General features: G+C 43.8%; 26 protein-coding genes. 17 read left to right on the top strand and 9 right to left on the bottom strand.

Features of this window, described 5'->3' with window-relative positions:
- Positions 1–6 precede the first annotated feature (6 nt).
- The 8 genes from L0991_06570 (at position 7) to L0991_06535 (ending at position 9840) form a co-directional block, all read left to right on the top strand.
- Positions 7–624 carry a histidine phosphatase family protein gene (locus L0991_06570; protein XGB63728.1) on the top strand — a complete coding sequence of 206 codons (618 nt, stop codon included), beginning with the start codon at positions 7–9 and terminating at the stop codon, positions 622–624.
- A 124-nt stretch (positions 625–748) separates the two neighbouring features.
- Positions 749–2545: a M3 family oligoendopeptidase gene (locus L0991_06565; GenBank protein ID XGB63727.1), complete on the top strand. Its 1797-nt coding sequence runs from the start codon at positions 749–751 to the stop codon at positions 2543–2545.
- 264 nt (positions 2546–2809) lie between these two features.
- The gene (locus tag L0991_06560; GenBank protein ID XGB63726.1) at positions 2810–3838 is read left to right on the top strand and encodes a succinylglutamate desuccinylase; all 1029 of its coding nucleotides are present in this window, start codon (positions 2810–2812) and stop codon (positions 3836–3838) included.
- 134 nt (positions 3839–3972) lie between these two features.
- Positions 3973–4968, top strand: a complete 996-nt coding sequence (gene btuC, locus L0991_06555) for a vitamin B12 ABC transporter permease BtuC (protein XGB63725.1) — start codon at positions 3973–3975, stop codon at positions 4966–4968.
- The gene (gene btuD / locus L0991_06550) at positions 4955–5713 is read left to right on the top strand and encodes a vitamin B12 ABC transporter ATP-binding protein BtuD (GenBank protein XGB63724.1); all 759 of its coding nucleotides are present in this window, start codon (positions 4955–4957) and stop codon (positions 5711–5713) included. The genes btuC and btuD overlap by 14 nt, the downstream gene beginning before the upstream one ends.
- 60 nt (positions 5714–5773) lie before the next feature.
- Positions 5774–6133 carry a hypothetical protein gene (locus tag L0991_06545; GenBank protein ID XGB63723.1) on the top strand — a complete coding sequence of 120 codons (360 nt, stop codon included), beginning with the start codon at positions 5774–5776 and terminating at the stop codon, positions 6131–6133.
- Positions 6134–6550: 417 nt separating this feature from the next.
- On the top strand, positions 6551–7996 hold the full coding sequence (gene gbpA / locus L0991_06540; GenBank protein ID XGB63722.1) for an N-acetylglucosamine-binding protein GbpA: 1446 nt from the start codon (positions 6551–6553) through the stop codon (positions 7994–7996).
- Between the two features lie 389 nt (positions 7997–8385).
- Positions 8386–9840, top strand: coding sequence for a lytic polysaccharide monooxygenase (locus L0991_06535; GenBank protein XGB63862.1), 1455 nt, complete (start codon positions 8386–8388; stop codon positions 9838–9840).
- Between the two features lie 98 nt (positions 9841–9938).
- On the opposite strand, the gene L0991_06530 is transcribed toward L0991_06535, so the two are convergent.
- Both L0991_06530 and L0991_06525 read right to left on the bottom strand, forming a co-directional pair.
- Positions 9939–10253, bottom strand: a complete 315-nt coding sequence (locus L0991_06530) for a DUF1992 domain-containing protein (protein ID XGB63721.1) — start codon at positions 10251–10253, stop codon at positions 9939–9941.
- Positions 10254–10261: 8 nt separating this feature from the next.
- Positions 10262–10912 (bottom strand): TetR family transcriptional regulator, encoded by a 651-nt coding sequence (locus tag L0991_06525; GenBank protein ID XGB63720.1) that lies wholly within the window; start codon positions 10910–10912, stop codon positions 10262–10264.
- A gap of 316 nt (positions 10913–11228) precedes the next feature.
- Between L0991_06525 and L0991_06520 the strand changes: the two genes are divergently transcribed.
- Positions 11229–11408: a hypothetical protein gene (locus L0991_06520; GenBank protein XGB63719.1), complete on the top strand. Its 180-nt coding sequence runs from the start codon at positions 11229–11231 to the stop codon at positions 11406–11408.
- Between the two features lie 291 nt (positions 11409–11699).
- Complete coding sequence (locus tag L0991_06515; GenBank protein XGB63718.1) at positions 11700–12188, top strand: GNAT family N-acetyltransferase; 489 nt, start codon at positions 11700–11702, stop codon at positions 12186–12188.
- A gap of 101 nt (positions 12189–12289) precedes the next feature.
- Here the strand turns inward: L0991_06515 and L0991_06510 are convergent, their stop codons facing one another.
- On the bottom strand, positions 12290–12865 hold the full coding sequence (locus L0991_06510) for a nucleoside triphosphate pyrophosphohydrolase family protein (GenBank protein ID XGB63717.1): 576 nt from the start codon (positions 12863–12865) through the stop codon (positions 12290–12292).
- Positions 12866–13077: 212 nt separating this feature from the next.
- Here L0991_06510 and L0991_06505 point away from each other — a divergent pair, with 212 nt between their 5' ends.
- Positions 13078–14145, top strand: coding sequence for a sensor domain-containing diguanylate cyclase (locus tag L0991_06505; protein XGB63716.1), 1068 nt, complete (start codon positions 13078–13080; stop codon positions 14143–14145).
- A gap of 17 nt (positions 14146–14162) precedes the next feature.
- On the opposite strand, the gene L0991_06500 is transcribed toward L0991_06505, so the two are convergent.
- Both L0991_06500 and L0991_06495 read right to left on the bottom strand, forming a co-directional pair.
- Positions 14163–14729: a DUF1415 domain-containing protein gene (locus tag L0991_06500; GenBank protein ID XGB63715.1), complete on the bottom strand. Its 567-nt coding sequence runs from the start codon at positions 14727–14729 to the stop codon at positions 14163–14165.
- Between the two features lie 85 nt (positions 14730–14814).
- The gene (locus tag L0991_06495) at positions 14815–16014 is read right to left on the bottom strand and encodes an MFS transporter (GenBank protein XGB63714.1); all 1200 of its coding nucleotides are present in this window, start codon (positions 16012–16014) and stop codon (positions 14815–14817) included.
- Between the two features lie 110 nt (positions 16015–16124).
- Here L0991_06495 and L0991_06490 point away from each other — a divergent pair, with 110 nt between their 5' ends.
- Entirely contained in the window at positions 16125–16997 is an 873-nt protein-coding gene (locus tag L0991_06490) for a LysR substrate-binding domain-containing protein (protein ID XGB63713.1), read from the top strand.
- A 682-nt stretch (positions 16998–17679) separates the two neighbouring features.
- On the opposite strand, the gene L0991_06485 is transcribed toward L0991_06490, so the two are convergent.
- Positions 17680–17916: a glutaredoxin family protein gene (locus L0991_06485; protein ID XGB63712.1), complete on the bottom strand. Its 237-nt coding sequence runs from the start codon at positions 17914–17916 to the stop codon at positions 17680–17682.
- Positions 17917–18069: 153 nt separating this feature from the next.
- Here L0991_06485 and L0991_06480 point away from each other — a divergent pair, with 153 nt between their 5' ends.
- Positions 18070–18567, top strand: a complete 498-nt coding sequence (locus tag L0991_06480; GenBank protein ID XGB63711.1) for a M48 family metallopeptidase — start codon at positions 18070–18072, stop codon at positions 18565–18567.
- 4 nt (positions 18568–18571) lie between these two features.
- A complete protein-coding gene (gene rlmF / locus L0991_06475; protein XGB63710.1) occupies positions 18572–19816 on the top strand; it encodes a 23S rRNA (adenine(1618)-N(6))-methyltransferase RlmF in 1245 nt (414 codons plus the stop codon).
- A 93-nt stretch (positions 19817–19909) separates the two neighbouring features.
- Here the strand turns inward: rlmF and pilW are convergent, their stop codons facing one another.
- Positions 19910–20650, bottom strand: a complete 741-nt coding sequence (gene pilW, locus L0991_06470; GenBank protein ID XGB63709.1) for a type IV pilus biogenesis/stability protein PilW — start codon at positions 20648–20650, stop codon at positions 19910–19912.
- A 180-nt stretch (positions 20651–20830) separates the two neighbouring features.
- On the bottom strand, positions 20831–21772 hold the full coding sequence (gene metA / locus L0991_06465; GenBank protein XGB63708.1) for a homoserine O-succinyltransferase: 942 nt from the start codon (positions 21770–21772) through the stop codon (positions 20831–20833).
- 264 nt (positions 21773–22036) lie between these two features.
- Between metA and L0991_06460 the strand changes: the two genes are divergently transcribed.
- Complete coding sequence (locus L0991_06460; protein ID XGB63707.1) at positions 22037–22405, top strand: ATP-binding protein; 369 nt, start codon at positions 22037–22039, stop codon at positions 22403–22405.
- Positions 22406–22483: 78 nt separating this feature from the next.
- Positions 22484–22906 carry a DUF3859 domain-containing protein gene (locus L0991_06455; protein XGB63706.1) on the top strand — a complete coding sequence of 141 codons (423 nt, stop codon included), beginning with the start codon at positions 22484–22486 and terminating at the stop codon, positions 22904–22906.
- Between the two features lie 107 nt (positions 22907–23013).
- Here L0991_06455 and L0991_06450 read toward each other — a convergent pair whose 3' ends face one another.
- On the bottom strand, positions 23014–24120 hold the full coding sequence (locus L0991_06450; GenBank protein XGB63705.1) for a M20/M25/M40 family metallo-hydrolase: 1107 nt from the start codon (positions 24118–24120) through the stop codon (positions 23014–23016).
- A 259-nt stretch (positions 24121–24379) separates the two neighbouring features.
- Between L0991_06450 and L0991_06445 the strand changes: the two genes are divergently transcribed.
- Entirely contained in the window at positions 24380–26350 is a 1971-nt protein-coding gene (locus tag L0991_06445; protein ID XGB63704.1) for a diguanylate cyclase, read from the top strand.
- The last annotated feature ends 5 nt before the right edge of the window (positions 26351–26355 follow it).

Raw genomic sequence — 26355 nt, 5'->3', positions numbered from 1 at the left:
ACTGATATGGTCAATGGAACCACCAAAAACATCTATTTGCTCAGACATGGCAAAGTGGAAGGGAAGGCTGCACTGAACGGTGTCTCTGACGTATTGGTCAATCTGGAGCTTCAACAGCAGATTTGTGATGCTCTTGTAGACCAGGATATAGCGGTTGATGCGGTCATCACTTCCCCGTTGAAGCGTTGCAGCGACTTAGCTCACTTGTACATGGAGCGCATGTCTGTGCCTTTGTCTGTTGCTCCTGAATTTCAAGAAATGAACTTTGGCGAAGTGGATGGTATCGCATTTGATGAGCTTGAAGACAAGTGGGCAATGCTCGACACCTTTTGGCAAGACCCATCGAACCATAAGCTCAATGGTGCAGAAAGTTTACGGAGCTTCCACGAAAGAGTAACTCAAGCTTGGTCGCAACTTTTGAACGATCCAAGTGACAATCTATTGTTGGTTACTCATGGTGGCGTTATTCGTATGTTATTGGCGCATTGCCTTGATATTGATTGGAAAAATCCGAGTCTGTACTCAAAGTTATCGATCGAGAATGCATCGATAACCCATATTCAAGTCACTCAGTTCGCGCAAAGCTTTATCAGTGTTAAAGCGATAGGGCTGCCCGTACTCTGAGTGCTAAAGCAAAGTTATAACAAACAATTTATTAAACCTATAAATAGAAAGATAGAAGTATAAGGCGGTATCCATAACCGCTGTACCAGATTGGTACTACTACCTACGTGAAAGGAATTTAGTCATGACAACACCTAGTTGGGATTTAAGCATTGCTTACCGCGGTCTTGATGATGCAAAAATTGAGCAGGACATTGAACTGATTCAACAGTGTATTGAGCTGTTACACCTACATGTTGAAAAACGCCACATCATTTTGGCAATGCAAAATGCCATCCAAACTTCAGAAGCTGCTGGCACATTACTTAGCACAATCAATACCTTCGCTAACTGCCACGCGTCGGTGGATGCAACACACACAGAAGCAAAAGCGTTGCTTGGCCGTGTTGCAAAGCTGAACTCTGAAATGTCTCAAGCATTTAGCCCATACGAAGACACTTTGATTCACGCAGAACCCGAGTTTATTGATGCCGTTTTAGAACACGAGAGCGCAGATGTTGCAGGCCAGCGCTTTGCGATTGAGAGCTCACGTAAATTAGCCAGCAGCCGACTCAGCGTTGCAGAAGAGCAGTTATTAGCAGCGATGAAAGTCGATGGGCGAGATGCATGGGGGCGTTTATATGACAACCTAACTGGTTCTTTGAAACTGTCGCTAAAACTTGATGGTGAAGAAGAAGCGCTTGGTTTCTCACAAGCCGCTAGCTTGCTTTATGGCAGTGAATTCGACAAACAAGAACCAGCATGGCGCGCTGTTCAGGGGGCCATGAAGACGCACCAAGAGTCATTTGCTTCGATCTTAAATGCGCTGGCGGGCTGGCGTCTGACTGAAAATAAAAAGCGTTCGAAAATCAGTGATGTACATTTCTTAGATCCAAGCTTGCATGGTAGCCGCATCGTGCCTGAAACATTAGACACTATGATGTCTGTCGCTAAAGCGAATCGCGAAGTGGGTCAGAAAGCGGGTCTACTAATGGCAAGAGTTCACGGCTTGGATGAGATGAAGCCTTGGAACCACTTAGCAGCAATGCCACCACTGGGTGACACTGAATCTAAGGTTTACCCTTTTGACGAAGCGATAGAGGTAATCAAAACCGCTTTTGCTGAAGTGAATCCAGAGATGGCTGATTTTGTCGCTTTAATGGTTGAGAATGGTTGGATTGATGCCGCACCAGCAGCCAACAAACGTTTAGGCGCGTACTGCACTAAGTTTGCTGCGACACGCACACCACTGGTGTTTATGACATGGAGTGGGAGCCGCTCTGATTTGATGACACTGGCACATGAACTTGGCCACGCGTTCCACAACTGGGTAATGAAAGATATGCCATTGTGTAAGACACGCTACCCGATGACGCTTGCAGAAACTGCCTCTATTTTTGCTGAAAATATCGTTCGTGATTACTTACTTAAACAAGCACAAACACGCAATGAGAAACTTGAAATGCTATGGGAAGAGCTCTCTTCCTCATTGGCTTTGATGGTCAATATCCCAGTTCGTTTTGAGTTTGAAAAAGCGTTCTATGAGCAGCGTGAAAAAGGTGAACTGACGGCTCAACAACTGTGTGACCTGATGGAGAGCACTTGGAAAAAGTGGTACGGCGATGCAATGACTGAGGCCGATCCTTACTTCTGGGCGAGCAAGTTACACTTCAGTATTTCTCAAGTGAGTTTCTACAACTACCCGTACCTATTCGGCTACCTGTTCAGTAAAGGCGTATACGCTCAGCGTGATGCGAAGGGCGAACAGTTCTATGGCGACTATGTGTCTTTGTTGCGTGATACGGGCAGCATGATGGCGGAAGAAGTGGTTCAAAAACATCTTGGAATGGACCTGACTAAAGCCGACTTTTGGCAACAAAGTATCGACATGGTCAAAGTTCAAATCGATGAATTTGAAAGATTGCTCAATCAGGAAGATTAATTGATCTCAATCTGTTCATGGTAGGTCAGAGTCGTGTTAGCTTACGTGGCTCTTATCTTGCTGAACTAACCTGAAGTAACGAAAAGTCGCTTTAAATGAGAAAGTTATTTGGCACAGGCCTCGGTTTGTTAATAAGCAGGAAATATAAATATATGGGTAGTATTTGTGAGTGATAACGGAGTTTCTATTGATAAGTGCGATCCTAGCAACACAATTTCTATGTACAATTTATTAACATACGGCCGTGCAATTAAGGAGTAGCGCATGACGAAGACCCTATTTCGCCAATCATTTCTTTTTGACAGCCTAGATCTTGAGCAAGAAGTGTTTGCAGGACAGACCGTACTGAGTAACGGTGTTCAAATTAAGCTTCATCAACGTGGTGTATTGGAAGTCATTCCCGCGGATTACAATTCTGAAACCAAGAACATCATCTTTTCAAGCGGTGTACATGGCGATGAAACGTCACCAATGGAGCTGATTGATAAGCTCGTTGAAGATATTGAAACAGGCTTTCAGGCAGTGAACGCTAGATGCTTGTTTATCATAGCTCACCCAGAAGCAACCAACGCGCATACCCGTTTTCTTGATGTGAATATGAACCGTCTGTTTGATGACAAACAGTACGAAAGTAATCGAGAAGTGGATATCGCCCAAAACTTAAAATTTCTGGTGACAGAGTTTTACAAAGAAACCAAGCCAGCAACTCGTTGGCACTTAGATCTACACTGTGCAATCCGTTTATCTAAGCATTATTCATTTGCGGTGAGCCCTAAGGTTCGCCACGAAGTACGTAGCAAAGAGTTATTCGACTTTATCAACAGTGCTCACGTTGAAGCCGTGTTGCTGTCAAACGCGCCAACCAGCACTTTCAGCTGGTACAGTGCTGAGAACTTCGAAGCGCAAGCTCTGACAATGGAACTTGGGCAAGTTGCGAGAATCGGTGAGAACCAACTGGATAAACTAACCGCTTTTGATTTAGCCATGCGTAATTTAATCGCGGAAGTAGAACCAGAGCATCTGCCTAAGCCAACCATTACTTATCGCGTTAGCCGCACTATTGTTCGCTTACATGATGATTTCGATTTCATGTTCTCAGACTCTGTAGAGAACTTTACTGCCTTCAAGCACGGTGAAGTCTTTGGTCATGATGGTGACAAACCATTGATGGCGAAGAACGAAAACGAAGCGGTGGTGTTCCCTAATCGGAATGTTGCTATCGGTCAACGAGCAGCATTAATGGTGTGTGAAGTGGAAACGCGATTCGACCATGGTCAGTTGGTTTACGATTAATCAGTAGAAGCGCTGACGCTTAGTTGAATAACCGCTCAACTGGTTGAAATATCAAGGTTCACATTACGGTGTGAACCTTGAGTTTATTTGGGGATACAGGTAAGGTTACGCGAACAATTTCAAAGTAGCTTGATATGGATTTCCAACAACTTCTTCACCAAAAACAGCGTAAATGGACGCGAGCCATTTATCTGATGGCAGCACTGCTAATCGCGCTGAGTGCTATTTACCTAATGGTTGGCGATCTCTTCATTTCCCCTCTGGGCACCTTGTCCACATTAGAACAAAAACTACTGATTGATTTACGCTTACCTCGATTACTGGCGGCTATTGCCATCGGGGCAGGGCTAGCTGTATCTGGCGCAAGCTTACAAGTCTTGTTGGGCAATGTACTCGCAGAGCCGGGTGTGCTCGGCATTTCTGGTGGTGCAAGCCTCGCCATGGTGATTGTGTTGTTCTTCTTGCCGTTTGCTCCTACCCCAGAGCTCTTCATGGTCGCAGCGGTTTTAGGATCCCTCTGTTTTACAGTGATTCTGGTGAGCATGGTAAAAGCAATGCGGCTTACCACGACCAAGCTGCTGTTGGTGGGTGTCGCATTAGGTATTCTTTCTGGTGCGATGGTGACATGGGCATTCTATTTCAGTGATGACATGAGCCTTCGTCTGTTGATGTACTGGCTAATGGGTAGCTTAGGTGGCGTGACTTGGTATCAACACTCGCTGACATTAGTGATGATCCCTGTGATTATCTGGTTGTGTCTGCAAGGTAGTAAGCTCGACAAACTGATGATTGGTGAGACCCATGCGGCGCAACTTGGCGTGAATGTGCCTAAGTTACGTTGGCGCTTAATCTTCGCAGTATCCATTTTGGTAGGTTGTGCAGTGGCGTTGGGCGGTGTAATCAGCTTTGTTGGTCTGGTTGTGCCACACTTACTGCGTTTAGCAATTGGTACCGACAACAAATATTTACTGCCTCTGTCTGCCGTTGCGGGGGCAGCGCTGCTGGTGTTTGCCGATATTTGCGCACGAACCTTACTCGATTCTGCAGAATTACCTTTGGGTGTGATGACCACAAGTATCGGTGCGCCTATCTTCATTTGGATGTTAATTAAAAATCATGATTCAAATTAAGAGCCTGAGCGTCGGCGCTCGTTTATTACCACTATCATTTGAGCTCAAGCCGGGCCAAGTGACCCATGTTATTGGGCCTAATGGCAGTGGCAAGAGTACTTTGCTGGAAGCCATTTCGAGTATTGGTGACAGCTATAAAGGTGATATCAAGCTCGATGAAAAAGACCTATCTGACTTATCGTTACAGGACCTATCATTGCACCGTGCGTACTTGTGTCAGAGTGCAAGACCGGCTTTCAACTTAGAAGTATTCCAATACCTAGCACTATCGCTACCAAGCTCGTCACAGGGGCTTGATGCTGAAATCAATGCAGCCTTGGAAGAGATAGCCCAGATGCTCGACATAGCGGATAAGCTACATCGCTCAATCCAAGCTTTGTCAGGTGGTGAGTGGCAGCGGGTTCGATTGGCGGGCATGTGCCTACAAGTTTGGCCAACACTTAACCCATATGCGAAGTTACTGATCTTAGATGAACCAGCGGCACCGTTGGACATTGCGCAAGAGGCGTTGCTCTATAAGCTCATTGAAAGAGTGGCACAAAAGGGTATCGCTGTAATCATGGCAAACCACGACCTTAACCGTACTCTAAGACACGCTGACCAAGTGCTACTGCTCGACAAAGGCGTTTTACAAGCTTCTGGTACCACGGCACAAGTGTTGACTCCAGAACAACTTGAGTCTGTATTCAACACTCAAGTGAAAAGTGTCTCAGTGGATGATCAAACTTACCTCATATTTGAGTAAGTGGATCTCTGATCAACCAACTATGCAGAAACATTAGGTGTTCTAACATAAGGAGTTTGTGTGTTTCGATACATTCAACGACGCAGAGTTAAAAAGGTAATCAAGCTTCTTTCAGCCAAGATGGTAAAGAGCTATGGAAGCCGTGATTTTTTCTCTATCGGACAAGTAGAAACCAGCTCTAAAGACCTGAGTAAGCGCCAACAACACATTGCTTTGGCTCTGTTTGCAGATCCTCAAGCTCTTAACGCTGAACTGGCGACCGATAATCAATTACTACGAAAAGATGTGTCGAATGACTTCTTCGCTGGCGAGGACTACAACGCACGCGATATTCTGAATCTTCTAGGAGGTGGTGGTTGGAAGGGCGGACGCATGGACGATGATATGTCGCATCGTATGGGCATGAATAGCCGTTACTAAAACCATATCACTCACTTCTCTCTTACTGTTCTCGTTAAAATCGTTATTTTGACGAGCAACTCCTTGTCAAAAATTCTCCACTCTTTAAACCCTACCGATTAAATAAGCCTAAAATTCAATTAACAACCAGTAGCTGATTCATTTCTTTTCTGGGTAAACCTCATGTTTTTCAGATATATAAGCCGCCCTCAGCCTTATGTCACCTTTGTTGAGTATCAATTAGGTTTATTGACTAAATAATCTAAACTTCATCAACCATTCTCAAGTTGAACAATATGCACTCACTTTATTAATGTTCGAGCCAAGCAACGATTAATGAAGTGTGGTCGTCGGTTCATGCAAGAAAGTCAAATCAGCTAGCAGGATAAGACAAGTAGCCTGCGGCTTGGCAAATAAAGTCTTTAATTTGGAATGGTTATGAGAATAAAAATCGAGAAAACGGCTTTAGCAATCGCTTTGTCTACAGTCTGTGGTGGTGCAATGGCACACGGTTTTGTGTCACTAAATGATGATGGCAACATCATAAGCCGTGTTGCTTTGTGTCACTTAGAAGACTCAGAGGGACAGCCGAAGAATATGGATTGTGGCAACATACAGTATGAGCCTCAAAGTGTGGAAGGTTTTGATGGCTTCCCAGAAAATGGACCACCTGATGGTTACATTGCCAGTGCTGAAATTGCAATGGCGAGAAACCTAGATGAGCAAACTTCCGAGCGTTGGCAGAAACGTTCAATCGAAGCGGGCTCCCAAGAGTTTGAGTGGACATTTAAGGCTAACCACGTTGCCGCTGGTTTTAAATACTACATCACGAAAGAAGGTTGGGACCAAAACTCACCATTGAAACGAGATTCGTTTGACCTTACACCTTTCTGTGAAGTTGATGGTAATGGAGAGATAACACAAGATACGGCGACTCACACTTGTAACGTTCCGGAGCGAGAAGGCTATCACGTGATTTTGGCGGTATGGGATGTTGGCGATACAGACAAAGCTTTCTATAACGCAATTGATGTTGTGTTTGATGGCCATGACTCTCAATTACCGGGTTGGGAAAAAGCAGGCCAGATAATTCCGACCATGAATTTGAAAGAGGGTGATGCGGTATACACACGTGTGTTTGATGGATCTGGTGAAAACCCATCATTGAGTACTCGAGTCGAGATTGCGAGCAGTGAGTCCGGACAACCAAAGAACTGGTCAAAGGCATTAGCGACCAAAGTTAACCAAGAGCATGACGATATTAAGTCTGGCGTATGGAGTGAAAACGGGTTCGATCCTATTTATGGCGTTAACCCTATATACGTTAATAAAGACAGTGATATCCAACGTGTAGAGATAGGCTACGATGTTGAGGTGCCTGAACCAGACACATCACTGACTGTTGAAGGGCTAGAGCCTGAATACATCATTGGGGATGAAGCGACGGTTCTCGATCTTACATTGATTGCAGAAGGTGACGCTCAAGCTGAGCTTACTGTCTATAACCATGGACGTGAGTCTCTAGCGCACTGGAGTGGCCAGGTCGAAGATGAAACCTCAGAATCGGTCAGGCTACCGCTATCCAAATCTGAGGCTGGTCACCATATGTTAGTGGTGAGTGTGAAAAACAGCGAAGGTAAGCTAGTCGGTCAGCAAACCTTCAATTTCCACTTGCTTGAAGCGGGCACTCCGCCACCACAACATGACTATGTTTACCCTGAAGGGTTTGGTAGTTATGTAGATGGAGACATTGTGCTATTTGAAGGTGAGGGTGTTTATCAATGTTACGGCCCTTGGGCAGCAGAATGTAACAATGAAGAGTACTTGCCGGGTGTCGCTGTCGATCCAAATTGGGTGGAACAGCAATGGAAAAAGCTCGACTAAGATCTCACTTACCTTTCTGATTTGATTCTCTTCTGTATAGGGGAATCGCAAAGCGGCTTATTCGTTAAGCCGCTTTTTTATTCACTTTGAATGTTATGTCTACAATCAAGACAGAATACTGAAATCCAATAATTCGAAGCAACATCATCTATCGACAACGCATTTATGTGAGTTGTGTGATTCCGATTCCTATCAATATAAAACTCGCTACCATTGATAAAATTGACGTATATATTTTTCGTTGTTCTTTAAGCAAAAACGATAAACCCATGAACTGCAACTTTGGTTGACAAATAACCTGTTGGTGTAGTGTGTAGGGAAAAATAAAAGAGAGTGGGAAAGTGACAACAATAAATAATAACATTCTAAAAATAGCAGTAGGTATGGCTATGCTATCGAGTGTGCCGTCAGTGGCAAATGCTCATGGTTGGTCTGAATTTCCAAGTGCACGTCAGAACACGTGTTACGAGCAAGGTGGTATTTGGTCGGGTACACCACCGAATGCAGCCTGTGCTCAAGCAAAAGAAATTTCTGGTTCATATCCGTTTGTTCAGCGTAACGAATATGCGAAAAATATTCAGGATTTCAACAACATTAATGCTGTAAAAGCAGCGATTCCTGACGGCACGTTATGTTACGCCAATGATTCGCAAAAGCGTGGTATGGGTGCACCTCACACGGGTTGGACACGCACTGAGCTAAGCACAGGTACGTTTGAATATGTATTCAACGCGACCGCACCACACAACCCTTCATTTTGGGAGTTCTACCTAACCAAACCAAATGCGGACTTGAGTAAAGGCTTGGCATGGGGCGATCTAGAGCTTATCCAAGAAGAGGGCAATGTTCCTGTAAATGGCGGTAAATACCGCATCAATGTAACCATTCCTTCAGACCGTTCTGGCGATGCAATTTTATTTGTGCGCTGGCAGCGTAATGATTCGGCAGGTGAAGGCTTCTATAACTGTTCAGACATCACCATTACTGGTGGTACAACTCCTCCGCCAGATCCTACACCGCAACCAGATCTAGTACGTGGCGACTTGTTTGTGTCTGACCAGTTCGGTACGCCAGAGGTTGGTGACACAGTGAAGTACGACATCATCAACAAGTATGGTGAAGTAGCACGTAGTTTCGACATCGTGATTGATGCAAGCAACGTTAACGATTGGGCTCGCTTACTTGCTTCAGAAATTAACGGTTGGCATGAAGAGTTTAAAGATGGCGCGGTCTTTATCGGCGACTGGCATGCTGAAATGCAGCACTACATGTACTTCCAGAATGATCCTTCACGTAACTTCTTCAACTCAAAAGATGGTCGAGCTTCAGGTCAATTGACATTGATTGACGGTGGTGATGGCGGTGTTGAACCGTTGAAAGGGGATATCTACGAACTTGTTAAGAGTGACAATGTAGTGAATGCGGGCGACAAAGTTGTGATTGCAACAAGTGAAGCCGCTAACCTTACGCAAACACAAGGTTCTGCAGTAAGCATCCAGAACAATGGTACGGCTTCAATTGTGGTTGATACTACAGCGATCACAGCGAACGAAACATTGTCTTTCATTGCTAGCTCTATTGAAAGTGAGAGTGTTGAAACCTTCACATTCGAAGTGATTGCTGAAGATGGTGGTGTAACACCTGACCCAGATCCAACGCCGGATCCAGATCCGACTCCAGACCCAGACAATGGCACATGGGATTCATCTAAGGTTTACCTTGGTGGTGAAGTTGTGACTTACTCTAACCAGTCCTGGAAAGCGCAGTGGTGGATTCAGGGTGGTGAAAACCCGAAAGCGACTTACGAAAACGACAAGTGGGGCGTTTGGCGTCCAGCTAACTAATCACGATTTGATGTGAGTGGGTTCAACAACCCTAGAAAGTAAAAACAAACACCACGCTCAGGCTATGAGTGTGGTGTTTTCTTTTCCTAAACAATAAGCTACATGCTCTCTAGCAATAGGTCTCGTTTTAGCTCCAATGACATGATCTCTTTTCTAAGTGCTTCTTTTTTCTCGGGATCTGTTGTGTTCGAGTGCTCTTCTTTTACTTCATCAATTTGCTTCATGAGCCTAACGGCTGGTGGCAAGCAGTTGGCATCTTTTAAGATCTTCATCGACATACGGTGTTCGGCCGGTGTCTGAAAGTACTCATCAAGGTCTATCTTTTTCCCATGGTAGGCATTGTTTTTGAGCTCACCTGTTTGCTCTGCGTTTCGAATCCATCCGGCAATCGCGTTGTCTATAAATAATGACATAGTCACCTCTACCTATTTTGGTGTTGTGAATGCTGAGAAATAAACCACTTCAAGCCTTCAATTGTTATCTTGATCCCATCCTCGAAATACAGCTCGTAGTTGACGGGGTTCGTCTGCTCGAATAGCCACGCTAAGTTGGGAAGCTGCTCCGTATCGATTTGCGGCAGGCTAGGTGGCTCTGCACCATTTTTTAGAAACTCTGCTCGCTCCTGATGCTGAACGATGTCTGTCACTTTGGTGAATACAGAAGCAAAAGCCATAAAGCCAACTTCGGCATCGACCTGTTGTTCACGGAAAATACCGAGTACTTCATTGGCAATGATGCTACTTGCTGGTGTGAATTGTTGATTGGCACGAACAAATTCAACAGAGCCGGGGCGTGACAATAGTGCCTCTCTAAAATTGGTGGCGAAGCTTAATAAATAACTTGCCCACTCCTTATCGTCACAAGAGCCGACACGCTCCATGACATAGTCGCAGCATAATGAGATCAACTCTTCCTTCGAACTGACATGCCGATAGAGTGCCGTTGCACTGACTCCCAGTTGTTTGCCAATGGAATGCATGGAGAGGTTTGAGAAGCCAAGGTTTAATGCGCACTCAATAATATCTGCTTTTGATACCTGAGATGGACGACCTTTTCTTTTGATATTTTCCATATACATGTGACTCGAAATATTAAGTTAACGCTATTAAGTTAATATGGTTAACTTAATAGCGTCTAGTAAATTAGTCAAGAGCTAAAAGGATCTTTTACGTCCAACAAGATCGTGATTCCTAGAACTGCAAAATGGGTAGCTAAGCTTTATATCAGTGTTTTGGGATGTTAGGGATTTATGTTTCGTGGCACGAAATGGTAAAACTCAGTGAGAAGGGTTGATTAGAATTATCTCAAACGCGACAAGTGCATAGGAAAAACACGAGTCACTTTATCTTATTTGAATGGATGCTTATTAACTCGAAAGAGGACTAATAATGTACGAACTAACACTAATTCTTAGCTTAATGATGGGTGGCACACCTAGTACGGCTGAAATGGAAGTGAATACGCAATTCACAAGCCTTGAAGAATGTAACAAAGAAGGCGCAGCTCTAGCTAAGAAGTTAAACACTACCGATTTAAAAGTCATGCAAGTTCAATGTGAGCGTGACTAACTCCAAGATATAATTAAGTATTGGGCACAGAAGTTTGTGCCCATGTTTCCTCATCTGTGTATATACCATTAGCGCACTTTAGCCTTTCTGAGTTTTACCTTTTAGCGTCAACAATTAAGGCTTGATTCAAAGTCATTGGCTCGCCTCGTTGATACTCATATTTAGTAAATTGTTAAATTGAAACAATTTTATCTAACCTATTGTTAAATATTTACTATTTGATAGTGTGTCTAGGTGCACATAAAAAGTGTACTTTAGATTTAGCAAAGAATAATAACAGTAGGAGTTGCGATGAGTATTGTAGTGAGACGCTCTGAACCGTCAGATGCAAGGGGAATAAAAGAAGTTTACGAATGCACTAATGCTTATACCGGTACGCTGCAACTCCCAAATCCATCTCTGGAAACCTGGCAAAAACGAATCTCAAATGTTCCAGATAATGTGTACTCTTATGTCGCGTTATTGGATGGAGAAATTGTTGGCAACCTAGGTTTAGAAGTATGTGTAAATCCAAGAAGGCGTCATGTCGCTTCTTTTGGTATGGGTGTTAAAGACGATGTGTTAGGCAGAGGTGTAGGTAGCCAGTTACTCGCAACGGCGATCGACTTATGTGACAACTGGATTAACATCAAACGACTGGAACTCACCGTCTATACCGATAACGAACGAGCGATCAGTCTCTATAAGAAGTTTGGCTTCGTGATTGAAGGGGAGTCAGCAGGGTTTGCCTTTAGAAATGGCGAATATGTGGCGGCTTACCATATGGCGCGACTGGTATAACGCCTAGGTTCGATTAATAGAAAATAAAACGCCACGTTGTTATGACGTGGCGTTTGCTATTTCAGTTGGCTACTTACTTAAACAGCCAATATTTGATGCACTTAAGCCGTTAGTGGCTCAAGGTTTGCTGGGCGGTAATGTACTGATTTCAGAACTTTACCTTGGCGAACTGTTTTACCTTCAGATACGAAATCTTCCGCACATTTGGCGATAATGTATTCACCTTTTTGAACCGCCATTAGCTTGATGTTCTGCTCAGCATAGAAAGCTTCAGTTTCTGCGTATTCTGTCTCGTTACGACATACTTTGCTCATGTTGCTTGAGTGTACTTCATCCCAGCAAGGTAAGAAGTCGATTGAGCGGTTTTTAGCAACGTTCAACAGAAGATCGATCAGGTAGCTGATCGTTAGGTTGTCTTCTACTTTAGATTGACCAAGGTGAACCAAACGTCCCATCAAAACATAAACGCTGTCTACAATAGCGTCCGCTTGTTCGATTTTAGAGTCAGCTTCTGCCAATTCTGTCAGCTCTTCGATCGCTAGAGAAGTATGTAGCGTATCGCCTTTTTCATCCATTGTTTCAGGAGCAGCAACAGGCAGATCAAAAGTACTGCGGAACTCTTTAATATCGCGGTAAAGGTGATCGTAGATTTCTTGGTTTAGTTGAGAAAGGTTCATATTCCTATCCATTCTGTTTCGTTAATGGGTCATTTTAACAAAGGTAGGAATAGGGTGCTAACGCAAAGTCGAAGAACACGACTTTTATTCATTGGACCAATGAGGTATTTTGCACACAAATCAATTGATTATTATGATTTTCTACTCTTTACTCTTGTTTATATTAGAAATATTAATGTTGTCGCTCACTAAGGCAGCAGTGGGATATCGTTATGCACCAAGCTAGTGAAAGCGAAATTGTTATACGCCGCTTGTATCAAATTACCAATGATTATCGAAAGGGCTTCGATGTTCAGATTTCTCAGTTGCTCACCATGGGGCTTGAGCGTTTTGATTTGGATATTGGTATCTTGTCAAAAGTGGACGGTAATACTTACCTTGTTGAGCACTGTGTCACACCAGAAGGTGTCGACCTGAAAAGTGGCGATATGTTTGATTATCGCTCGACTTATTGCGAGATCACATGTAGCTCAAGTGGACCTATCTGCATAGAGCATTGTGGTGAGCACAACACTTACGCGCGACATCCTGCTTATCAATCCTTTGGTCTCGAGTCTTATATCGGTATTCCTATCTTTGTCGATGATGAACTTTACGGCACGCTTAACTTTTCGAGTGGTAATCCTTATTACCGCGAGTTTAAAGAGTTCGATATTGATGTGATGAAGCTAATGGCGTCATGGATCGAGGTTGAACTCGTTCGCAGGCAGCAAGAGAGAAAGCTCCAAGAACTGAATGAGAAGCTTGAGTATCAAGCACTCTATGACCCACTGACACATTTACCCAACAGACGTTTTCTATTTAAAACGCTTAACGGAGAGGTAAAGCAACTTAAAGGCTCTTTGGGCAAAGGCACGTTGGCCGTGGTTGATATTGATTTCTTTAAGTCAGTGAACGACAGTTATGGTCATCAAATGGGCGATGTTGTGCTGAAGAAAGTGGCCAATGTGTTGAGTAGTAATGCTCAAGAAGGAGAGTTTGTTGCTCGTTTTGGTGGCGAAGAGTTTGTGATTTGGTACCCAAATATTCCAGTCAACAGGGTTGAGGATAAGCTTGCGACGCTGCTTGAGGAAGTGAAGAAGATTACTCTTGATCGAAAGCCTATCACTATCTCTATTGGTGCTTGCCATTTTGAACTTAGCCCAGGTGAGACAAGGAACGAGAGGATATCGGCGTTAGACTCATTGATCAAAGTGGCTGATGAATGTTTGTACGTTGCAAAACAAAATGGACGAGATCAGTTCGTGTCTCGCCCATATTTCCAATATTTAGACGCTTAATCTTGAGAGCTGAGAGCTTAACTAAACAGATACGGGAACAGTTTGCGGCGCTCTTCTGGTGTTAACGATTCAACTCGAGCGATGTTGGTGTCTGGAATCGCTTCAGGGTTAGGGTAATGCTTCAACACCTTTTCCATGCTCGCTTCACGAATTAAATGGTAAACAGGATATGGAGAGCGGTTCGTCAGGTTTTCATCGTCTTCAGGATCCGCACCGCCAAAGCAGTAATCAGGATGGAAGGTCGCCACTTGGTAAACGCCTTCCCAATCTTGCTGCTTTATCAAAGCTTCTACCCAATCGATGAACATGTTGTAGTCGAAGAAATCTTGCAGCATGTTAGGAACAACCACCAGAGTCGTTTCTAGTTCTGCGACTGGCGTGCTATCTAACTCAACAAATTGAGTCATGATGTCTTCAAGCAATGCCTCTTCGGTTTCCGCTTCACTCACAAAGATCTTAATCTGCTTATTACGTTGTGGCTTTGCTGCAAATGGGCACAGGTTTAGGCCAATAACAACATCGTCTAACCATTGTTTTACTTGGTCATGGATGGCTTGAAGATCAGTGTTTTGAGTGTTCGACATAACAGGTTCCGAAATGAAATTTTGCGTAGGATATCAGAACGGTTGTTAATCAAAAGCACTAATTGTCTCGAAAATGCTGTTGTTTCTATGCTTCTGCAAGTTTAGATGTCGATACTTGAAGTTGTTTCAACTGGTAGACCCAAGCAAATATCGCGACATAGAAGATAGAGCCTCCCGCAATAACACCATTCCAACCAAATAACTGCCAGCAGTATAAAAGTAAGAACCCGCCCAAGCTGCCACCGATATAGTAGTGTACAAGGTAGAGCGCTGTTGCCGTCGCTTTGGCGCTTGGTGCTTTTTGACTGACCCAAGAGTAGGCTAGGGTATGCGAGAAGAAAGCCCCGCCACTTATCAGCAGTAATCCTGCAAGCATGAAAGGAATCTCATCAACCGCAGAGACCAGCATACCCAGCAAGCTTATACACACACCGAGCAGAATGCCGTTTAACGGGTCGAAACGTAGCGTCCATTTGTTAGAAAGCTTAGAGCTGACGGTACCCGCCAGGTAGCAGAGAAAGATCAGTGATGCTAAGCCAACTGGGACGGAGTGAGGTTCTGACACCAATCTAAAGCCCATTACGGAATACAGGTTAACGAACAGAGCGAAGTTGGCTCCACCAATCAACATAGCAAGCCATAAGGTTCGATTGCGTAAATGCATCACAACTGAGCGATTATGATGAAAGAACAGCCCTTTTTGTGGCTTGAAGTTTTGCTGGTCGGGTAGTCGATAGGCAATGAATAAAGCGCCTAATAGTGAGCCCACGACAAAAATCAGTACAGTAGCGTGCCAATCGAAATAGTCTGTAAGCAAGCCGCCTAACACACGGCCAAAGATCCCTCCCAATGAATTGGCAGCAATATAGCCACCAATCGCGACAGCAAAGGCTTTGGGTGTTAGCTCCTCCACCATATAGGCGACGGCCACACCGGCGAACGCTGCGACTGCAATACCCATTAATGCTCTAGCAATAACGAGTTGCAACAGCGTGGTGGTAAATGCCATGCCTAAACCAATCATTGGAATTGCAAAAAGGCTAAATAGAATGATAGGTTTTCGACCAAATGACTCTGAAGCGATAGCCCACGGTACTAAGCTAATGGATAACCCCAGCGTGGTTGCAGCAAATAGCCAGTTAATTTGGGTTTCAGATACTTGGAAGTGTTCTGCCATGTGCGGCAAGATAGGTTGAAACACATAAAGATTACAGAAAATGATAAATGAACCAATCGCTAATGATTGAGTGATCCGTTTGTATTGAGTACTGCCTTTATCGAACATTTATCTTGTGCCTATGCGAGGGATTAAGCTATTTGTGAACAAGTTATCAGCACAATGATGATTAAAGAAATATATTAAAAATATCATCTCCATATATTTAATATATCGCCATGCTTGAATCAAAACCCCTTCGACATTTTCTCACCGTAGCTCAGTTTGGCAACTTTACCCAAGCAGCAAAAGCGTTACATATCGCTCAGCCAGCTTTAAGCATATCTATAAAAAAGTTGGAGCAAACACTTGATCTGATTCTGTTCCGAAGAGGAGATAAATCGGTCACTCTAACGGAAGAAGGGAAAGTACTGCTTGAGCATGCCAAGCGTATCGCGCAGCAGTTTGATGACGCTGAGTTGGCGATGAATGAATTGAAAGGCTTGGAAAAAGGGGAGGTACGTTTGGGTGCGCCAAGTATGATGGGGAGTTACTTCTTCCCGCAAGTCGTTATGGCATTTAAAAGCCAATACCCAAATCTCAAGCTGACGTTGATCGATGCGGGCACGGCTTCGATTCGCGAAATGTTATTAAACGGCGAACTCGATATCGGTGTTATCAATCATGAAAATGTACCGGATGACCTAGAAACCGACCACTTACTCAGTTCTGAAATGTTAGCCGTTGTCGGTAAAGAACACCCATTGGCGTCACAGTCATTTATCACCTTTGAAGAGTTTTTTGAGCAAGAGTTGATCATGTTTAAATCAGGGTATTTCCACCGAGATTTCATTGATGCGACCTGCAAAAAATACGATTTAGATATGACGATCGCATTTGAGACTAACTTGTTGCCAATGATTCTTTCTATTGTAAAGCGCGAGTTCGCTATTACCGCATTGCTTAGCTTGGTGACAGAGTATGAGGACGACGTGGTTGGTGTGCCATTCAAAGAACCAGTAAAACTCAATCTATCTTTGGCGTGGAGAAAAGAGGGCTATTTGTCTAAGGCTGACAGAACCTTTATCGATTTCGTTAAACAATATGTGTGATTAGTAACATATTAACCCTGGAAATACTTGGGACTAATGTCACATTTTTCATGGGATTATGCGACGCAAATCACTATTCTTAACACGGATATTAACAGTTTCTAATTTACTTGGTATGCATGCCCGTTAAATAATACTAGTACTTTTTGAGTAGTTAGTGAGGGACTATGAAATGTGGATGTAAGGAGCAAACGTTAATACGAATTCGTAGAACGTTTCTCGACCGGGTGTTAGGAATCAAGGGTCGATATAAATGCAGTAAGTGCGATACTGTCTTTAAAATAAAGGGCTAGGTATTGAGATGAGAGTAATGAGCCCGTTTGAAAATTAATTCGTCGATTATATTATTCTGTGAAAAATGTGTGCCCAACAATATGGTTAACAAGCGGTAGCTGGGAGATATTATCTGCCTTTAAATTAATCAATTAGGCAACCCTAGCTCCATGAAATGTAAGTGTAAAGAACGAAGGCTCATTAGAGTTCGCAGAACATCAGTCGACAAAGTTCTCGGTATAAAAGAGAAATACAGATGCGCGTCTTGTAGTGGCGTTCTGAAGGTAAAAGGATAGTGGCGAAAAGGGAAAGGTAGACCTTGGTTTCCGATACTGATAACACAAAGCCCGAATATCTTAGATGGGATATTCGGGCTTTGTTGTAAAGAGGTATAGCAACTTAAATAGTGTTAAGTGTTTTTTGAGTTATACATCTTATCGAAGTTCTTTTGGTTCCATCCGACCATAATCTGGTCACCGATTTTAAGCACTGGGATAGAGCGAGCGCCCATCGCTTGTAATTCTTTACGGCCGCGTTGCATCTTCGCATTCGTTAAGCGGTAAACAATCTTCTTAGAGTCCAAATATCTTTGGGCATCTTTACAGTGCGGGCATTTGTCTGCCACGTACAATACAACACGTTTCATCTTTACAGTCTCTTTTTGAGTCTAGCTCTTGGTGAATCTCGTTAAAGTGTAACGAATCCTAGGTGATTAGAAAAGTGTGATCAGTTACACTATGCGGCTCAATTTTCGACGTCACAATGTTTTGATGTGACGCAACTTGTACGGTCTTTCAGCATGCATCCTTCATTACGCTATATTCAAGGCTATCCTAAACACATTATCGATCCTGTTACTCAGCTTGTTGAGTCCGGTAAATTGGTGCCGTGGTTTGAAGCTCGCTACCCAAAGAATCACGAAATAAAAAGCGAGAAAGCCCTGTTTGATTATGCGATTGAGATTAAAAATCGCTATATGAAGAAAACACCACCCATTAGTAAAGTGATTTATGATGGCAAGATCCACCTAATCAACAATGCATTAGGTTTGCACTCTTATGTCGCCAAAAACCACGGTGGTAAGATCAAATCGAAGAATGAGATTCGTATCGCCAGTGTATTTCGTAATGCCCCTGAGCCTTTGTTGAGAATGCTGGTGGTACATGAACTGGCGCACATCAAAGAGAAAGACCACGACAAAGCCTTCTACCAACTATGCTGTCACATGGAACCGGAATATCATCAATTAGAGTTAGATGCCCGTTTGTTCATGATTTATCAAGATTTAAAGAAGTAGCCCAATGAGCCAATCACAAAAAAGAACCACGCTAAGCCTATCAAAAAATAGTGCTTCTGATGCAAACCGTAACCGTGCGGATTCAAAAGCGACTGGACAGAACAAAGCTAAGCGAGCTTCTGGTAAACCAAACAACAAAGGCGGGAAGGGCAAAGCTCCTTTTAAAAAAGACACTTCTAATAAGAACGCACCAAAAAGATCGAGCGGCTCTCAAAAGCCTTCTGGCTCGAAGCGCACCGGTGGTTCACAACGCAATAAGAATACCGTAAAGCCAGCAGCGGGTTTGCACCCAAGAAACCAGCACACAGGGCGTTACGACTTCGAGCTATTGGTCGCGGCTTTACCAGAATTAAAAGCGCGCTTAATTAAGAATCCAGTAGGTGAAGACACGATCAATTTCTCTGATCCATTGGCGGTTAAACTACTCAACAAAGCGTTATTGGCGCATCACTATGGTGTTAAGCACTGGGATATTCCGGCTGGATACTTGTGCCCGCCGATTCCTGGTCGAGCGGACTACATTCATAGAGTGGCAGACATTCTTAATAGCGATGGTCAGGGTGAACCTTATAATCATCAATCTGTGAAAGCGCTAGACATCGGTGTTGGTGCGAACTGTATCTACCCAATTATCGGCGCCACGGAATACAAATGGCGTTGCACCGGTAGTGATGTTGACCCTGTGTCGGTGAAAGCCGCGAATTTCATTGCTGCAAGCAACGTTAACTTAAAGGGTAAGATCAAAGCACGTTTGCAAGCGGACTCCGAATCTATCTTTAAGGGCGTGATCAAAGATAACGAACGTTACGATGTCACTATTTGCAACCCTCCATTCCACTCTTCTTTAGAGGAAGCAGAAAAGGGCACACAGCGTAAACTAGACAACCTAGCGGCAAACCGAGCTAAGAAAGCGGGCCAAACGTTCAAACCTGAAGCGAAAAAAGCCAAGCAAAATAAGCCAACCTTAAACTTTGGCGGTCAAAAAGCGGAGTTATGGTGCCCAGGTGGGGAAGCAGCATTCATCATGAAAATGGCAAGAGAGAGCCAATTGTTTGCGACTCAAGTGCTGTGGTTCACGACGCTAATTTCGAAGAAAGACAACGTTGATATGCTTCGTTCTGAGCTTGGTAAGCTTAAAGCGAAACAAGTAAAAGTCGTAGAGATGTCTCAAGGCCAGAAAGTGAGCCGCTTTGTAGCATGGACTTTTATGGACGACGAGCAAAGACAAGAGTGGATCGCGCTTAAATAACGGTTCACACGTCAAAACTCGAAAATATCGTTAACTCTATTAAATAAAACGGGCTTGTTGTTCAATCAACAAGCCCGTTTTTACTAGATTTGGTTAAGCAGAGAGCAAATCATTCAATTTACTTTGGTACTTCTGCTCAAGCGCGTGGTTTCCGGCTTTCTTTTCAAGATCGACTAAGATTTGAAGCGATAGAATTTGATAGCCATACCGCTGGTGGAACTTAAACAGACGCAGTCTAGCGTCATTATAATCGGCTTCGCTCACTTCAATTTTAGATAGCTGTAATATCGACTTTACTCGGTTCGGATCATGGTCAATGGCGCGGTTGAAGTAGTACTTGGCTTGTTCTGTATTACCTGCCTTAAATGCGCAAAAAGCTGCGTTCTCATAACTGGCGGATACTAAGTAGTAGTAGGGCTGGTCAATGGCGCGATTAAAGTACTTATCGGCCTGTTTATACTCGCCTTGCTTACACAAAAACGTCCCGTAGTTATTGAGCACGTTACCGTTTCTTGAGTCTAGGCTTAACGCTTTTCGATACGCAGACCTCGCTTCATCGACTTCACCCACTTGTTCATAGTAATGGGCCATAGAGAGGCGAGCACGGTAATAACTCGGTGCGTGTTTGATAGCAAGTTCTAGGTTTTCACGTGCCCTTACCATGTTGCCTTGGCCCATGTATCCCAAACCTAATTCAATGCGAGATTCTGACATCGCAATAGGATCGCTTTCTACTTTCGGTGGCCCTTCTGTTACAGAGACACAGCCAACCAATGAGAGAGAGGCAATCAGAGCTGAGAATAGGGGATTTGAAAACAATGACTTGGCAGGCATGTGAAGCTCCTTATGAACACCAGACAATCATATGAAATTGGTAAACATAAGGTGGTAAATCTATGGTGGAATGCGACCCACTCTCCATAAAAAGCTGCGCCCAATAAGCTTGTTTTCAACGTCATAGAAGTAAACAGCTTGTTGGGCGCAGCATTGTATCCTTGATAAACCAGCGAATAATTAATCGTCTTTGGTGAAGTTCTCTTCGCTGAAGTGATCCAAATCGTAAGGCGTTTGTTGGTAAACGCAGTAGTTTAGCCAGTTTGAGAACAATAAGTGTCCGTGGCTTCGCCAGCTCGCAACGGGTTTGTTGTCTGGGTTATTGTTTGGATAGTAGTTAATTGGGATGACTGGCTCCATGCCTTCGCCCAAATCACGGATGTATTCGTTGTGAAGCGTATGCGCATCGTATTCAGGGTGACCGGTTACAAATACGTTTCGCTTGTCTTTGGTTGCCGCTAGATACACACCGGCGACGTCTGAAGTTGCAAGTACATCAAGGTCAGTATGCTCTGCTAGATACTCTGGTGAGAAGTCTGCATAGCGAGAGTGTGGTGCTAAGAAGGTGTCATCAAAACCACGCAGAATAGGGTGGTAAGGGTTATGAATCTCGTGATTGTAAACGCCCGACAGCTTCTCTTTGCGAGTACGCTTCGGTAAGTCATACAGTAACTTTAAGCCCGCTTGAGCAGCCCAGCACACATAAAGAGTCGAGGTCACGTGCTTGTTAGCCCACTCCATGATGGTTTTTAGGTGATCCCAGTAGATAACATCTTCAAACTGAACCAAACCCAATGGCGCACCTGTGATGATCAATCCATCAAAGTTACGATTTTTTACCATCTCAAATTGACGGTAAAAGTTATCGAGGTGCTCAGTCGGTGTGTTTTTACTTGGACGGTCGTCGATTCGAAGCAGTTCAACATCCACTTGCAACGGGCTGTTCGATAGAAGGCGTAAGAATTGAGTTTCGGTTTCAATCTTCTTCGGCATTAGGTTGAGGATCAAGACTCGAAGTGGACGGATTTCCTGTGTCGATGCTCTTGATAGCGGCATAACAAAGATGTTTTCTTCACGAAGAACATCGCTCGCTGGCAATTGGTCTGGAATGCGGATAGGCACAGCTTTCTCCCTAAGCTAGATATGTAGACGTCTATACATCTAAATCTATAATAGTTTGATACGCTTGTCGATATACAAAATGGATAGTTGTAAATTATTTGTGTTTTAATCAAGAGAGCACTTAGTTGTCTTGTGGTTATTGTCTCTGCTTAGCAATGCGAAGACGTGTAGAAGAGTGATTAAGTGTTGATATCGCCAGTAATCAGAGCAACAGAGTACTATTTACGATAAACTCATGCTTTTGATTTAAGCCGTAATGTATCAATGAAGTTAATACTCATTCGAGGGCTGCCAGGTTCGGGTAAGTCAACAAAAGCAAAAACTTATGACGCCTTGCATGTCGAAGCTGATATGTATTTTGTCAACGAACAAGGTGAGTACTGCTTTGACCCTAAACAGTTACAACAGGCCCATGAGTGGTGCCAGAACACCGCTGAAAATGGTTTAAAGCAAGGGAGGGACGTCGTCGTATCGAATACCTTCATTAAGCACTGGGAAATGAAGGCTTATCGTCAACTTGCGCTCAAATACAAAGCGGATTTGGTGATTGAAGTTTGCCGAGAAAACTACGGCACTATTCACGACATTGAACCATCGGTGATCAAGCGCATGGCGAGAGATTGGCAAGAGTAGCTCAACATTCATGCTGCTCTATAGAGTGGGCAAACCCTCATATTAAACTAACAAAGCAATTCCAAGGTAACGATTGAAATGGCAAAACGTTCTGTTGTCGTAGAGATGACTTCTTACGGTATTTACTCCACGTGGGATTCTAAATCTAAAGACCTACCAAAAATCCAAGAGTTTACCACCACTGTTGACGCTGAAATCGACGTTGAATTTGGCTATATCTTGAATATTAAAAAAGCCAAAGGCGAAAAAATCCGTTACTGCATTTATCACCCGGATATCACGACCGATAAAGGCGAAGTGCTTGAGCCGTTCGATGGCGAAGAGTACGTTGGCAATAATGATTGGGATTTCTACCTAGGCGACACCATCTGGGCGCCAGTCTCAAACAAGATCGGTAAATGGCGCATGACGGTCGAACTCAAAGGCAACATCATCGCAGACAAGACATTCGACTTAGTGGCAAAAGATGAAGGCCAATTTTGGAAGCGTAGAGGATTCTAGCCTCTACGCTTCTAGACAAATTTGAACAACAAAAAAGCCGAGCCCTAAATGGGCTCGGCTTTTTGACATTAGCTAGGCGATATTCTTCATCTAGCTGAGAAGTAAGATTATTGTGTTACGTAAGCGACAACAAACTCAGTGACAGCAACCATGTCTTTAACTGCGATGTACTCTTCAGTGGTGTGAACTTTCGCCATACCAGTAGATAGGTTAACCGTAGTTAAACCTTTCGCATTGAAGTTGTTTGCATCGCTACCGCCGCCAGTACGTTTGGTGTTTGCAGTAACGCCAAGTTTCTCGAATGCCGATTTGATAGAAAGAATGTGCGGATGATCGTCTGCAATAACGAATGCATCGTAAGCACGAGTTGATTCGATTTCGACTTCAGCCCCGAATTGCTTTGCGCTCTCTTCAAACGTTGAAATCATATGTTCTACTTGCGCTGTTAGCTTGTCGCCATTTAGTGATCGAGCTTCCGCAACCACTTTTAGTTCTGGCATAACGATGTTAGTCGCTTGACCGCCTTCAACAATACCTACGTTCGCAGTTGTTTCTTCATCAATACGAAGTAGGTTCATTTTAGTAATAGCGTCTGCTGCTACTTGAATTGCACTGATGCCTTCTTCTGGTGCTAGACCAGCGTGAGCAGGGCGACCTTTGATAGTTGCAACGATCTTTTGTTGGCCTGGAGCAGCGTTTACGATTGTGCCGATAGGGCCGCCTGTATCTAGAACGATAGCGTGCTCAGATTGAATGTAAGACATATCGAAGTTCAAAGACCCAAATAGACCGCCTTCTTCGAACACTGTGAATGCAATTTCAATGGTCTTGTGTGCTTGACCTTCAGCTTGAATGCAGCGAACGGCCTCCATGATAGCCGCAATGCCAGACTTGTCGTCGCCGCCTAGGATAGTGTTGCCCTTTGAACGTATGATGCCGTCTTCGATGATTGGCTCAATACCGATACCAGGGGTTACTGTGTCCATGTGGCAGCTGAATACTGTGCTACCCGGCAGCGTGCCGTCTAAACGCGCGTAGATGTTGAAGCCATTCGATACTTCTTCAGGAACCGCCAGTTTGTGTACGTCAAAACCTAGTTCGCCTAACTGTTCAGCTAGCGCTTCAGCAATCGCTTTTTCGTTGCGAGATTCACTATCGATTTTCACAAGATCGCAGAAATGGTCGACTAGACGTTGTTCATTAATTTGGGTCATTGTTAATTCTCATTATGTGTCCGCTGGCTATAAAAAAGCCACGGAGGTAGGAACAGGAAAATCAATATAACGCCATTTTGCAGTATGATTGTCTGCGTTAAATCAAGAAAGTCATCTGATTGTTTCAAATAATTAGAAAAACACTAAGTGGATCATCTACTTTGTAGTGTTTTAATCTGTATGTCGTTCGGGTATACTGCGCAGCCGCGATAACCATGTAGCAATAGGCTAAGCATGCGATTAAGAATGGCACTGATGAATGAATAAAAACAATGTCTTAGGCTCATTTTTTCTCGTTGTTGCAATGAGTGCAATACTTGGATTGTATCTGCTTTACCCGTCTTACGATGACGATTTAAAGTCTATTCGAGCGACAAATCCAATTGCTTTTACTCCCGAGAAAGAACTATCGCTTACGCTGTATGGTTCGGCATTGAAGGACATTCTTCGCCTATCTCGAGGTGAGCCTCAGCGTGCTGCAGCAAAACTCGAATCACTCCAAGCATCCGCTCCTAATCAAAACAAAGCCATATACCGTGCTTACGAGCTAATGATCTTGTCTAACCTCGCGCAGCATCGACTTGATACACAAGCTGTATCGGACTACGTAAGAAAGATAAAAGCGTTGGCACAACAAGAGAACTTGGCTTGGTTAAATGCACAGTCCTTGGTTGAGTTATCTATTGAGCACATAAGAAAAGGTGAGTTGGAAGAGTCTGAACTTAAAATTCGTGAGGCCATTGAGATTGCTGAGTCCATCCACTACGAAGAGCTGTTGATTAAGGCTTATAACACCGCGGGTGCTATCAATAATATTCGTAATGACTTTCCTGACGCGCAGTATTTTTTCCACAAAGGGTTAGAACTCGGGAAGAAGTATCCTGATCATATCTATAACAGCAAGCTTGTTTCCAACATGGCGCTGCTCTACATCTATTTGGAAGATTGGCCCAAAGCACTATCAATCCTCAAGAAGGCGAAAGAGCTCTATTATAAGAGTGGATTACTTGAAAGCTCTACGATTGGCATTGTGTATATCAACGAGTCATTTGCGTACTTGCGTAGCGGTGACCTTGTACAAGGCCGGAAGTCTTACGAAAAAGCCGCTGAGTTGAGTCGTGAAAACGTCAGCGAGTTCTACAGGGTTGTTATACTCAAAGCACAGAGTGATGTTCTTTTAGCTGAAAAGAACTTCGAGTCGGCACAGAAAGTCGCGAACCTTTGTATCAACTATCCAGGAGTGGACAAATATACGCTGCAATTAGGCCAGTGCTATTTAAATAGAGCCCTCGCTAATATAGGCCTGAATCGAGATGATTCTGTATTTTCTGATCTTCAGATGTCTTCTGAAATGTTCGATGTAGTTGGTACTCGAAGCTGGAAAGTGCTCGGATTAAAAACTCTTGCCGAATACTATGATTCAAGGGGCGACAGTGAAAACGCGCTACGTTATTTCAAACTGTATTATAAAGGCAATAAAGCCCTTCTTTTTGACAAACGTCAGAGTGATATCTTTCTGCTTGAACAAGAGTTTGAAACGGCGTCATTAGCTCAGGAATATGAACTACTTAACGCAGAAAAAGAGCTAGGTGAACTCACCTTACAAAGGCAGCAGCTCCGCAATAGAATTGTGGTTGCACTCGGAATCATGGTGATGATCAGTGCAATATTGTTGCTGATCAGACTTAAAGCTATCCAAAAGAAAAACAAAGAGTTGTTTAAACAGTCGACACGATGTGAATTGACCGGCTTATTTAATCGACGCTATCTCGCGCAGCGTCTAACACAACCTTTGTCTTCGTCTTTGTCGTCCTTTGGCTACTCGCTTGCTATTTTAGATTTAGACCACTTCAAGCACATCAACGATACATATGGGCACGATGTCGGTGACCAAGTGTTGGTAGAAGTCGCGAAGCGAATACAGCAGCATTTATTCTCAAACGATCTAGTGGCTCGTTGGGGAGGGGAAGAGTTTGTCGTTCTGCTTTCTGGGGCGTTGGCACCGGAGCAGCAGTTGGACATTATTCGCTTGGCGGTTGCTCAAGCCCCAATAGAAACGCCATCGGGGCTTTTAGATATCAGTACTTCGATTGGTGCTTCGGTGTGTATTGCACAGGAGCAACTCAATCGTGATACCTACAAAAAGCACCTTAAAGTTGCCGATGACGCCCTCTATCAAGCCAAAGAATCTGGTCGCAACTGTGTGGTTTGCGTAACCAGCTCGTTGTAAGGGAG

Source organism: Vibrio chagasii (assembly GCA_041879415.1).
Taxonomy (GTDB): domain Bacteria; phylum Pseudomonadota; class Gammaproteobacteria; order Enterobacterales; family Vibrionaceae; genus Vibrio.
The sequence above is the reverse complement of the archived record's forward strand: the minus strand, read 5'-3'. Positions and strand labels throughout refer to the sequence as shown.